The organism is Lysinibacillus capsici (assembly GCF_020217405.1).
Lineage (GTDB): Bacteria > Bacillota > Bacilli > Bacillales_A > Planococcaceae > Lysinibacillus > Lysinibacillus capsici.
The window spans coordinates 4,657,915-4,670,185 of the sequence record NZ_CP084108.1; the positions used below are offsets into that span (position 1 = coordinate 4,657,915).

The 12,271-nt window shown below is 34.7% G+C and carries 15 protein-coding genes; 8 read left to right on the forward strand and 7 right to left on the reverse strand.

Annotation, left to right across the window (positions count from 1 at the left end; all coding sequences use genetic code 11):
- From LCP48_RS23110 to LCP48_RS23140, 7 genes are all read left to right on the forward strand, one after another.
- Window positions 1–1,191 carry a M14 family metallopeptidase gene (locus LCP48_RS23110; protein ID WP_004233470.1) on the forward strand — a complete coding sequence of 397 codons (1,191 nt, stop codon included), beginning with the start codon at window positions 1–3 and terminating at the stop codon, window positions 1,189–1,191.
- 179 nt (window positions 1,192–1,370) lie between these two features.
- Entirely contained in the window at window positions 1,371–1,700 is a 330-nt protein-coding gene (locus tag LCP48_RS23115; protein WP_004233468.1) for a PadR family transcriptional regulator, read from the forward strand.
- Complete coding sequence (locus tag LCP48_RS23120) at window positions 1,697–2,104, forward strand: permease prefix domain 1-containing protein (protein WP_004233467.1); 408 nt, start codon at window positions 1,697–1,699, stop codon at window positions 2,102–2,104. The genes LCP48_RS23115 and LCP48_RS23120 overlap by 4 nt, the downstream gene beginning before the upstream one ends.
- A gap of 41 nt (window positions 2,105–2,145) precedes the next feature.
- Window positions 2,146–2,763 carry a hypothetical protein gene (locus LCP48_RS23125; RefSeq protein ID WP_009373948.1) on the forward strand — a complete coding sequence of 206 codons (618 nt, stop codon included), beginning with the start codon at window positions 2,146–2,148 and terminating at the stop codon, window positions 2,761–2,763.
- 12 nt (window positions 2,764–2,775) lie between these two features.
- Window positions 2,776–3,807, forward strand: a complete 1,032-nt coding sequence (locus LCP48_RS23130) for an alpha/beta fold hydrolase (protein ID WP_004233463.1) — start codon at window positions 2,776–2,778, stop codon at window positions 3,805–3,807.
- Between the two features lie 87 nt (window positions 3,808–3,894).
- Window positions 3,895–4,302, forward strand: coding sequence for a MarR family transcriptional regulator (locus LCP48_RS23135; RefSeq protein WP_004233459.1), 408 nt, complete (start codon window positions 3,895–3,897; stop codon window positions 4,300–4,302).
- A 409-nt stretch (window positions 4,303–4,711) separates the two neighbouring features.
- Complete coding sequence (locus LCP48_RS23140; RefSeq protein WP_225340540.1) at window positions 4,712–5,077, forward strand: hypothetical protein; 366 nt, start codon at window positions 4,712–4,714, stop codon at window positions 5,075–5,077.
- 377 nt (window positions 5,078–5,454) lie between these two features.
- On the opposite strand, the gene LCP48_RS23145 is transcribed toward LCP48_RS23140, so the two are convergent.
- From LCP48_RS23145 to LCP48_RS23170, 6 genes are all read right to left on the reverse strand, one after another.
- Window positions 5,455–6,534, reverse strand: coding sequence for an ankyrin repeat domain-containing protein (locus LCP48_RS23145; protein WP_225340541.1), 1,080 nt, complete (start codon window positions 6,532–6,534; stop codon window positions 5,455–5,457).
- Window positions 6,535–6,781: 247 nt separating this feature from the next.
- On the reverse strand, window positions 6,782–8,263 hold the full coding sequence (locus LCP48_RS23150; protein ID WP_004233452.1) for a malate:quinone oxidoreductase: 1,482 nt from the start codon (window positions 8,261–8,263) through the stop codon (window positions 6,782–6,784).
- Window positions 8,264–8,652: 389 nt separating this feature from the next.
- Complete coding sequence (locus LCP48_RS23155) at window positions 8,653–9,420, reverse strand: nucleotidyltransferase domain-containing protein (protein WP_202342454.1); 768 nt, start codon at window positions 9,418–9,420, stop codon at window positions 8,653–8,655.
- A gap of 92 nt (window positions 9,421–9,512) precedes the next feature.
- Window positions 9,513–10,448 (reverse strand): hypothetical protein, encoded by a 936-nt coding sequence (locus LCP48_RS23160; RefSeq protein ID WP_225340542.1) that lies wholly within the window; start codon window positions 10,446–10,448, stop codon window positions 9,513–9,515.
- Complete coding sequence (locus tag LCP48_RS23165; RefSeq protein WP_004233446.1) at window positions 10,445–11,002, reverse strand: RNA polymerase sigma factor; 558 nt, start codon at window positions 11,000–11,002, stop codon at window positions 10,445–10,447. Before LCP48_RS23165 ends, LCP48_RS23160 begins: the two co-directional genes overlap by 4 nt.
- A 124-nt stretch (window positions 11,003–11,126) precedes the next feature.
- Window positions 11,127–11,276, reverse strand: coding sequence for a hypothetical protein (locus LCP48_RS23170; protein ID WP_225340543.1), 150 nt, complete (start codon window positions 11,274–11,276; stop codon window positions 11,127–11,129).
- 155 nt (window positions 11,277–11,431) lie between these two features.
- Here LCP48_RS23170 and LCP48_RS23175 point away from each other — a divergent pair, with 155 nt between their 5' ends.
- Entirely contained in the window at window positions 11,432–11,923 is a 492-nt protein-coding gene (locus LCP48_RS23175; protein ID WP_048395293.1) for a hypothetical protein, read from the forward strand.
- A 68-nt stretch (window positions 11,924–11,991) separates the two neighbouring features.
- On the opposite strand, the gene LCP48_RS23180 is transcribed toward LCP48_RS23175, so the two are convergent.
- Window positions 11,992–12,264: a hypothetical protein gene (locus LCP48_RS23180; protein WP_004233441.1), complete on the reverse strand. Its 273-nt coding sequence runs from the start codon at window positions 12,262–12,264 to the stop codon at window positions 11,992–11,994.
- Between the last annotated feature and the right edge of the window lie 7 nt (window positions 12,265–12,271).

Consider the following 12,271-nt stretch of genomic DNA (forward strand, 5'->3'; position numbering starts at 1 on the left):
GTGGATATTATCGTAAGGCCAGGAGATTCACTTTGGCATTTCAGTGAGGTATTTAAAATTCCTCTTCAACTCATTTTAGATTCCAATAAAGACATAAATCCTCAATTTTTAAGAGTTGGACAACGGGTTCGTATTCCTGGTTTTGTAACCAACAACTATCAAATTAAACAAGGAGATTCTTTTTGGCAGATTGCCCAAAGCCGAAATCTTCCCCTAGTCGCCCTATTGCTTGTTAATCCTGATCTCAATCCAAATCGCTTACAAATCGGTCAAATGATTCGCATACCCCAACGTATCACATGGCGTTTAGTTGATGGTAAGCAAAATTACACGTATACCCATATGATGAACGATCTCAGAAAGCTCCTTGACGCATATCCTTTTCTTCATCGCTCAAACATTGGCAGCTCCGTTTTAGGGAAAGAGCTACCTGAGCTGACAATTGGCCATGGTGCAAAACGTGTACACTATAATGGCTCCTTCCATGCAAACGAATGGATTACTACACCTATTATTCTAACATTTTTGAATGACTATTTGCTCGCCCTCACTAATCATAGTAGTATTCGTGGAATTTCTCCATCTTCTCTTTATCAGCAAACATTCCTTTCTATCGTTCCTATGGTAAATCCTGATGGCGTAGATTTAGTAATACAGGGCCCTCCAAATGATGAAGCATTAAGAAATCAACTAATTGCATGGAATAATGATAACGCTGATTTTTCTGGCTGGAAAGCAAATATTCATGGAATTGATTTGAATGACCAATTCCCTGCCAAATGGGAGCTTGAAAGTGCCCGTAATCCAAAAACACCAGGGCCAAGAGATTATGGTGGTGAAAGACCACTATCTGAACCTGAAGCCATTGCAATGGCTGATTTGACCAAGCAAGGTGATTTTTCAAGAGTATTAGCCTTTCATACACAGGGACGTGTTATATATTGGGGCTTTGAAAATCTAGAGCCCCCCGAATCAGAGGTGCTTGTAAATGAATTTAGTAGAGTAAGTGGCTATGAGCCCGTTCAATCTGCTGGAAGCTATGCTGGTTATAAGGATTGGTTTATTCAAGATTGGCGTAGACCAGGCTTCACTGTTGAATTAGGAAGTGGTACAAATCCTTTACCAATCAGCCAGTTCGATGACATTTACGAGGAGTCTTTAGGGATTTTCCTTGCTGCATTGTATATGTAAAAAGAGTACTCCAACTCCATTCGCTATGAAATAGTCCTTTTGGGCTTTTCAGCGAATGGTTTTTTTATTGTAAATCTCATCATCATTGTAAAAAAAGGGGAATAAATTACTTTGACAGACAGAGTAATGTTTGCTACTATTACTCTGTCAGATAGAGCAATAAAAAAAGTAGGTGACTTATGGTTCGCAGTGATATTATCAGAGGACATTTGGATTCGATTATTTTACGGTTAATTTCAGAAAAAGACCGATATGGCTACGAAATTTCTCAGGAAATAAGTCTCCGTACAAACAATCGGTTTCAAATCAAGGAAGCAACTTTGTATGCAGTTTTTCAACGTCTCGAAAAAAAGGAAATTATTGAAGCCTATTATGGAGATGTCTCGCATGGAGGCAAACGAAAGTATTACCGTATTACATCATTAGGTAAGGCCTATTTAAATGAGCTAGTGAAAGAATGGTCGGAAGTAAAGGAAATAATCGATTTATTTATGGAGGGCTTAGAATGAAAAGAATAAAAAACCATATTGATGAGCTTTTTAAAGACATTCCTCGAAATAACGAAACGGAAATGGTTAAACAAGAAATCATTGAAAATCTTGAAGAAAAAGTATTTTACTTGATAGACCAGGGTAAAGAACAAGAGGATGCCATTAATAAAGCCATTGTAGAATTTGGAGATATCGAAGACTTAAAGCAAGAGTTAGGTGTTAAAGAGCCAGCAAAGAAAAACATGGCCAAATTAAACTTAGAGTTCTCAATTTGGGGTAGTGGCTTAATTATTGCATTTTTTATTTTTATTAATCTTTATTACACACCACATATTATTTGGGCAATCTATCCGATTTTCGCCATTCTTTGGTGGCCTTTATCGATGTACTTCGTGTGGTCTCGTAAGAAATGGGGTGAATAAACATGAGGAACTTTATAAATTTTTCTATAGTGGGAAGCTTGATGACAATGATTTTTTTAGGGATTGTTAATTATACGACATCTCCTCAAACAATGTGGTTTGTATATCCATGCTTATTGCTACTACTTTGGCCCATTACGTTATTCTTTATGGCTAAAAAATTGTATAAACAATACTCAATTGTTTGTAGTGCCTTCATTATTACATTTTTAATAGTTGAAAATTATATTTACGCACCAGATCATTTATGGTTTGTCTATGCGATTTATCCAATTATCTGGTGGCCAATCCTCATGTACTTAGATGAAAAGGCAAAAACGTTGAAAACAGCTCTAATTGGATGTGCTTCTACCATCATCTATTACACTATATTGAATATGATTGTATCTCCACACTACCCTTGGGCAATTTATCCTGCTTTTTTAGTGATTTGGTGGCCTCTAGCTTTATATCATGCGCAACGAAAAACCTTTGTAGCATTCTCCGTTACAGCTACGATACTAATAAGTATCTTTTTCATTACTGTAAATGTTGTTTCTTCACCAAGCGTTATATGGGCGATTTACCCTATTTTTGTTACCCTGTGGTGGCCTCTGAGTATGTATTTTTATGTATATAAAAGAAAAATGTTTCATGCTAGCTTTGTGAAACGCTTGTAAAGAAGGTATTGTATGAAAAGGATTAAAAAGTTCATTAAATATCTTGTCTTGATGATGACCTCCTTACTTTTATTAGGAATTGTATTTCCAACATGGACATCATCTATAAAAGACATGAACAGCATCAGTACGCTAAAACAGGTAGAAATTAACGGCAGTGACCATGAAATCATGATACGGGGCCATAACAAAAATAATCCTGTAATCCTCTTTGTCCATGGCGGACCAGGTTGCTCTGAAATACCCTACGCTAAAAAATATCAAGATTTATTGGAAACTGAATTTACAGTGGTAAATTATGATCAAAGGGCTAGTGGGAAGTCTTATCATTTTTTTGAGGACTACTCCAATCTTTCATCTGATTTGCTTGTGGAGGATTTACTAGCACTGACTGACTATATTGCTAATGATCTAGATAAAGAAAAAATTATCTTAATTGGTCATTCCTACGGTACCTATATTGCCACACAAGCAGCTGCTAAAGCTCCTGATAAATATGAGGCCTATGTAGGGATTGGTCAAATGAGTAATACCGTTGAAAGTGAGATGGACAGTTTATACTTTACGATCAAACAGGCTCAACTTAAGAGTAACACAGAGGATGTTGCACATTTACAAAGGTTAATGGAGGAAATTAGTAGTGGTAAAGCATTTACGCCTCGTCAATTAGTGAGCAAATACGGTGGCGCTACAAGACTCATTACTAACCCTGATGGAAATATGTTAGGGATGCTTTTTAGTACCGAATATAATTTGTTAGATATTATTCGCTATAGCAAGGGGATATCCCTATCCCAAGAAGTTTTAGTAAACGAAGTCTTACAGTCCCCACTTCCTGCGAAAGTCAATTCATTGACTCTTCCCTTCTATTTTGTAATGGGAGATTATGATTATCAAACATCATCGAATAGCGCTAAAAAGTACTTCGACCAAATTATCGCGAAGAAAAAAGAATTCATAGCATATGAACAATCTGCTCACTACCCCCAGTTTGAAGAAAAAGAGAGATTTTTCGAATGGATGCGTACGACTTTTAAAAAATAAATATTTCTTAAAATAATTCTACACTTGGTACTATTTATTTAATTGCTATATAATTTAATTATTAAATATTTTAACGGACGTGATTATATGCCAGAAAATCTAAACAATGTAGAAATTATTATGAAAGAAATGCTGGAAATACAGCAGAAGTCGAAAATGTTTGTAGATCTTTTATCTGAAGGAGAAGCGTTATCACAAAACCAATTAATATTGCTCCTACAGCTAAAAATAAATAATGGGATGAAGGCAACAGAAATTGCTGAATTCTTTAGTGTAACACCTGGAGCTGTAACTTCCATGTGCGATAAACTGGAAAAACTCGAACTCATACAAAGAATTAGAGAAAATAATGATCGACGTGTAGTCAAAATGGCTTTAACCAATATCGGTGACATGAAGGTTCAAGAAATCTTTTTAAAGTTTTCTCAGGATAAACTCATAGACATGGCCAACATCTTACGCGAAGTAAACCTATTAATGAATAAAATTTTTTAGGATTTCAACAAATTGAAATCCTTTTTTTATTGTTTAATTTAAGCAATGCTTTTGTTCTTGACAAATGGGAGTAGCATATAATTTAATTAATATATATTTTAATTATTAAAATATATATTAATTAAATTATAATGAGGTGACTTTATGTTTCAAAAACTCCGTACCCTTACACAAACGAACGGCACAATTAAACATTCGAGGAGCCGTATCTTTACATCAAGAAGTACACTTAATAAAAGTGTCCACTCATGGTCATAGCTCCTTCTATTATCCAGTTACAGCGCAGATATTTAATAGCTCTGGCTCGTGTAAGCTAAAGGATAATTGCAAAATTGAAGAACTGACAAATGCCGGTAATATTAAAATATGTAATGGTTTCATCCAAAAAGTCAATAGTTCTGGAAAGCTAATGGTTGAAGAGAAATTACAGAGCGAGCAATTTGATGCCATTGGAATAGTCAAGGCTGTGGAAATAATCGCAAATCACTTTCATTTGAAGTTATCGGGAGAAAGCGAAATTAACAGGTTAAGGGCTGAAAATGTGATAATAGAAAAGGATAGGATTACCCTTCTTCCGTTATTTAAGAAAATATTACGTTGTCACACAGTTAGTGGAAAACACCTACAATTATCTAATACAAATGCAGAGTTTGTGGAAGGGGAAGTCGTCCATGTTGGGGAAAATAGTGTGATCGGGACACTTTACTATACGGATGATTATTCGATAGCTTCGAGTTCAAAGGTGCACCACATTATACGGAGGAAAAAAGAATGATACTTCTAAAAATGCTAAAGACTTTTTTTTGCTCATTAGCTTTAGTGGTAGTATCTGTACTTTACGTTGGATTACTTTTAAGCGCTGGCTTATCCATACTCGCTGGTTTTTTACGAACATTCGGAGTCGATCAAATTAAAATGGGCCTTTGGTATGGCGTAGAACTTCCAGTTATGTTCAGCATCCCCTTCGCCCTGTTAATAGCTCTTCTATTGTTCTTTTGTGCCACATATATTAAACGTTGTATTATTTTTTGTTTGTCAAACCTTCGAATATAAAGCAATAAAAAAGTAAGCATATTTTTTAGATCGAATATGCTTACTCTCAATGACTTTAAATAAGTTGATGCCCAATTTTATCAGCAGTTTTAAGCATTGCTAAAGCTCTCCTTCAAGAAAACGGATAAGGTATATTTCAGGTCTACCAATAAATTCTTTAAAACTACATAAATTAGCGTACTCCTCATGCTCCACATCATAACACCCTATTTGGCCCTCTCCTTTTGGGTTCCAGACTATTTGCAAATCAGAGTAATTGTCGATATTTGCGGAAAGAAGGAGGAGCTTTCTATGACCTAGTTTCATCTCAATCGTATCAGTTAGTTTGAAAAAATCGATAAAGTGAATGTCATAATCATTTGGTGCAAGCTCAAGATGCAGTCGATCTCCTGTCAGGAAATGAATCAATTCATCTGGTAACTTGTATTTTTTCAATGTCTCTTTTTTGTTTTCAATAGTATGGAGTTCTATTGGTTCTAGAGCTTTTAAGTAATTTGCTAGTTCCATATTTTTCATACGTACAGCAATTGTATAAGCTCTCTCCCCATCTTTCTCCGCTAAAGTGACGTTTGCACCTCGTTCAATCAAGTATTTCACCATAGCTATATTACCCATACGTGTTGCTACTGTTAATGGAGTTGCTTCATACGGATAGACCATATCAGGCTTTTGATAATTAATATCTACTCCTTGTTCAAGTAAATAAGTGACTGTTTTCTTATCAAAATTCGACACAGCCTGACGCAATACAGGACCCCCATGCTGCTTTATATCAAGTCCAAGTTCATGAATAAGTGGGATATTTATTTTATTGCCGTAGTAGGCCTGAGAATAGGCTCCAGATCCAACTTGATTATAGCCATCTAATTTTGCTCCTTGTTCAACAAGGTAACGTACTATATTTTCTTTACAATATCGAACAGCTCTTAAAAAAGAAGGATTTTTTTCCACATTTAAATTAACCCCATATTCAACTAATAATTTTACTACATCCAATCTTTGTGCAATCGATGCTAAGTCCAATGGGCTTAATGATGTATGCTGACTTAAACATACCTCTTCTTCAATATTCCAGCCTTTATCCCTCGCAACTTGCAAAGCCGTAATATTGCCAGTATAGATATACATTGCAAGGTCCGGTAGTTCTGGAAATGTTCCAATATCTTGTAGCTTAATCATCTATAGATTGGCTCCCTTCTTAATGCATATACAAAGTATAGAAAACTACCATCTATATCACAATGGGACATAGAGCTATAGTGTCATAAAATACAGGGCAAGATTTTTAGCAAATTTGATGGTTCCTTTATTAAAAAGATGGCAATTGGATTCAAAATTTCCCAGGAAAGAATTTATTCAAATTAAAAACAGCTCTCAATCAGAATAGATTGAGAGCTATTTCTTAAACGCTTACCATGACTTACTTTTATTTTAAGCCAAGTGCTTTATCTGTTGTTGCATTTATTTCTTTTAGAAGCTCAGGGTTTTCTGCTAATGATAGACCATAAGATGGAATCATTTCTTTAATTTTTGGTTCCCACTCCTTGATATGTTGAGGGAAACATTTATTAAGAACCTCAAGCATAACATGTACAGCCGTAGATGCACCTGGTGAAGCTCCTAGTAAAGCTGCAATCGAGCCATCAGAAGCACTTACAACTTCTGTACCGAATTGAAGTGTTCCTTTACCGCCAGCTTCTGTATCTTTAATTACTTGTACACGTTGTCCAGCTACGATAATATCCCAATCATCACTTTTTGCATTTGGAATGAACTCACGTAACTCTTCCATACGTTGTTCTTTTGAAAGCATAAGCTGTTGGATTAAATACTTTGTTAAGCCCATCTCTTTCACGCCCGCAGCTAATAAAGTTGTGATATTATGCGGTTTTACAGAAGCAAATAAATCCATATTTGAACCTGTTTTTAAGAACTTAGGAGAGAAACCTGCGAATGGTCCAAATAGTAATGATTTCTTGTTATCAATATAACGTGTGTCAAGATGCGGAACCGACATTGGTGGAGCACCAACTTTTGCTTTTCCGTATACTTTTGCATGATGTTGTTCAGCTATTTCTGGATTATTACATGCTAAGAATAGACCGCTAATTGGGAATCCACCAATATGTTTCCCTTCAGGAATACCTGATTTTTGTAGTAATTCTAGGCTTCCTCCACCAGCTCCAAGGAAGACAAATTTTGCTGAATGATATTCCATTTTACAGCCGTCTAAATCGTGCACACGTACTTCCCATGTACCATCACTAGCTTGTTTCAAACTTTCAACACTATGATTATAGTTAACATCTACATCTTTTGCTTTTAAGTGATCAATTAACATACGTGTTAAAGCACCAAAGTTAACATCTGTACCAGTGTCAATTTTCGTTGCAGCAATGTCTTCACCAGCAGGACGATTTTCCATAATAAGTGGAATCCATTTTTTTAGTGTTTCAGGGTCATTAGAAAATTCCATCCCTTCAAATAAAGGATTTTTTGTCATCGTTTCATGACGTTTCTTTAGAAACTCAACATTTTCTTTCCCTTGTACTAAACTCATATGTGGTAAAGGCATAATGAAGTCTTGTGGATTATTGATCAGCTTATTGTTTACAAGATACGACCAAAACTGTCTTGAAACATGGAACTGTTCATTAACATTAATCGCTTTTTTGATATCGATTGATCCGTCTTTTTTCTCTGATGTGTAGTTCAGCTCACATAATGCAGCATGTCCAGTTCCCGCATTGTTTAATTCGTGAGAACTTTCCTCGCCTGCTTTTTCAAGCTTTTCAAACACTGTAATTTTCCAATCTGGTGCTAATTCTTTGAGTAATGTTCCCAAAGTTGCACTCATGATTCCGGCACCAATTAAGATAACATCTGATTTAATTTGTCTGTTACTCATTTTTACCTTCCTTATATGTTAAGATTTGCAGAAAGGATGTAAGCACTCCCACTTTAGAAGTACTGTAGCCATGGAGCAACCTCGGAGCACACCATTTCTGTATCAATTATTACCTTATTGCAGTTTATCACAATTAGTTCAAGAATAAAATATCAACTATTTATATGAGAGTTATCAGCTTTTTTCGAGACTTTCCGATCATAATTCAAGCAAAAAAATCACTTTTTGTTCTAGATAAAAATTGAATTATTTAAGCTTATTGGAATAATCGACCTAAAAATGGTTGACATTTTCATAAAAAATAGGTTCTTTTTATTATTATATCTGTATAATAACATATAAATATGGAGTTCGTCTTGTATCTGAACTAACTTTCCTTTACCCAAAGATTAACTTTCGATTGGGCTTTTTATATGCCAGCCATCTATATGAAAACCGCCCATTTGTCTGAACACATACTCCACTACTGCTTCATATAACGCCATCATCTTTTCAACATTGTCCTCATGCATTGCTCTCATAAAAATTTCTCTAAAGTCCTCATCTGGAAATGCTGACTTACTATATTTTTGCAGGTAAATTGGATCTTCAAGATAGGCATAGATTTGATAAAAGGGTATCGTTTCTAGATTTAAATACTGACAGTACAACAAAAATAAATTGGCTAATGAGTTATGGTAGGTAAAGGAAAAGTTCATTTTATCTTGCTCATAACAATCCTTTAAATTATCTAGTGCATCCCATAGTTCATATTTTTTTATTTCTAAGACCGTTTTATTCATTGTTTTATATTTTTCTTTGAGCCATTCTTCTGCTTCAAATTTTAAATCATTTATTATTCCAGTATAATCAAATAAAATTCTCCCTGTTTTAAATTGGACCATCGACATGGTTCTTCTTTTTTTAAAATCATCTTGGAAATACCCACGAATTTGACTTGGTGGATTCGCAAAGTATTCAATTAAAAAACCATCAATAACACGATTCCCTCTTTCCCTCCACCCCACATAATCCGCCAAAATAATATGAACATCGATATCAGAGCGCTTAGAGGGATTTCCAGTAATATAGCTCCCACATACGAGCGCTCCTATAACTTCCTCTTTATCTTGCCATTCTTTCAGGAACGTTTCTAAGGCTATTTTCCATTTTGCCATTGATCATTCACTCCCTTTTTAATTGATTTATTTCTACAATACTATTGAAAAAACAGAAAACCTTTAATACGTTTTCTGTTTTTATCTGCTTCTTATTTAATTTCTTCAACAGTTAATTTCTTTTGGCTAACTTCATAAGTGACTACCACGTTTTTAATAATCGCCGTATCCTCATAGGAGAGACTAGCTTCAAATTCTATTGTAGCATCTCCCTTCCATCTAAGATGATCCACATAGCTATAGTTTTCATGATCTGTTCGTATCCACGTATCTAACCCTTGCTCAGCACCATATTTAACTCTTGAAGATTCTACTAACTCTGGGCTTACCATTCGCTCTTCCACATTGATGACTTCAACAAATTCACTTTTATTAGAGTTCGTGACAATAGCAATTAATTTCTGATCAGGTGAAGGGATTATTTCTTTAATATACATTGATGGACTGGAGAAGCTAGAATATGCCTCTAGCACATCATCTTTTATACGCCAAAGAACATTTTGGCTTCCGTAATCTGAATAATTATTGAATAAAGTAAAGAAGACGCTCCCATCTGCTAATTTATATACCTGCTGACTTTTAAAGCTTCCTGATAAAATATCGACAGCAAAAATAGCCGCATTTGCAATTTTTTTGTTATCACTTTGTATAAATGGCTGAATGGCCTTTAATGCCTTATTCCTCAACTTTTCATCATTATAGCTCTCTACTAGTCTATTTATTGCAATATAGATATACTCCTCTTTGTCACTATCTAGAGCTTTTAGAAATTTATCTGCATCATATTTTGTAGCTGGCATTAGTTCCATATCCTCTGCTGATAAATAACGAATATAAAGCTCATTATTTTGGTGTTTATAGTAAGCTGCTGCTATTGTGGCAGTAAAAACTGAGCTTACGATCATCATACTTATTACCACAGCGAGCCATTTTTTAGAAAAACTTTTCTTCTTTACTCCATAGTTGGCTGCTTCAATTAACTCTTCCTCTATAAATCCAATTTCACGATATAACTCCTCTTTTTTCATATAGATAACCCCTCGCCTTCCAAATAAAATCTTAGTTTATTACGTGTCCTAAATAAGTTGGACTTAACTTTACTACTACTCATTTGAAAGTGTAAGGAAATATCTTTTATAGAATAGGAATACCAATATCGCTGAATAAATATATTTCTAGATTGTTCATCTAAGGTATATAAAAATTGGCTAATGTATTGAGCAAGTTCACCCGCTTCATAGGATGTTTCTACCGTATGAGAAGAAGCTAGACATTCTTCCAGCTCTGTGAGAATGACCTCAAACTCATTATTTCTCTTTTTGGCTGTATTATAGCTATGCTTATCAAGTGCAATATTACGTATGATTCTTCCTAAAAAAATAGATAGTTTTCTTGGTATCTGTGGAGGAATTGTATTCCATGCAGCTAGGTAGGCATCATTCTCACATTCTTCAACATCCCTCAAATTTGCCAAGATTCTTCTTGCTATTACTCTACAGTATGCTCCATATTTTTTCCTTGTTTCCAAAATAGCCTGCTGTGAGCGTTGTATGTATAAAGCAACTATTTTTTCATCGTCCATTTGCATTTTCTCCTTTTATGTACTCTTACTTATAAAGTAGATAATCCAAACAATTGGTTGCATGTTGTGACAAAAATTCTGCTAATGAAAAAACCGCACTCTTTTAGGTACGGTTCTCCACATTTCAAAATAAATTAGTTAAAAATGTTTGTATTGATGTAGGTAATAGCTGAAAGAATAATCCCTCATATTTAATATCCAGTATACCAGCGACGACAATAACAACGAAAATTAACAATAGAAAGATTTTCTTATTTTTAGAAATCCAATTCAATAGATGCCACTCCTCTGTCCTAATAGTAAGCATGTTTAGTATAAGTTGATTGCTATCAAATAGCATCCTATTCATTGTCTGTCACCTAATTTTACAATGCTACATAAATTAAAATGATACGCTAAAAATGAGAAATATGTAAGAAGGGAATGGGTATGGTCAATTTTAAATCTTTTCGGGGTGTTATCACTCAAATCAGTGATTTTTCTGTTGGGCAAAACGGAGATAAGAACGGTTGTTATAAAATAATGACCTTAGAAGATGGTGCTGGTGGGGTCGTCAATTTTATTATTTCTCCCTCCACCTATTTTGTTAATCGTGAAATTGTTACTACTGGTGAATGGGTAACAGGATATTATGATGGAGATGCACCTGTACCGATGATTTACCCGCCACAATACCGTGCTTTAATTATTGTAAAAGAAAGCAATTATCATAATGTAAAGGTAGATTTCTTTAATCAACAATTACTGAGTAGTGATGGACAATTACAATTAAACCTTTCTCCTACTACGATTATTTCACTTAAAAATGGGCAGCCTTTTACCAATAGTCCTGCCAATCGAAACCTCATTGTTGTTTATGGTCCTACCACTAGGAGTATTCCTGCTCAAACCACTCCCTATGAAATCATTGTTTGGTGTTAATTTAATCACATTTAAACAACGGCTTAAACCTCACTGCGTGAATTTAAGCCGTTGTATATTGTTATTTTTTATTCAGTATCATTTTTCATTTCATGTAATTGTTGTTTAATCTGCTCTAGATATTCTTTATTTTGCTGAACCGTATCCAAATGCTCACCATATTGTTCTGCATTGAAACGTGCATTTTCAGCATGCTTAATCTGATTAAATGCATGTTCTATTGCTATTTCCTCTGGATGTGATTTTGCATGCTTTAATAGACGATCCGCCTTTTGCACGGAGTTACTAAACAATGTGCTAGGATGATCCTGCTTCCAACTTGTATCGGAGTGCTTAGCCAATGTATAT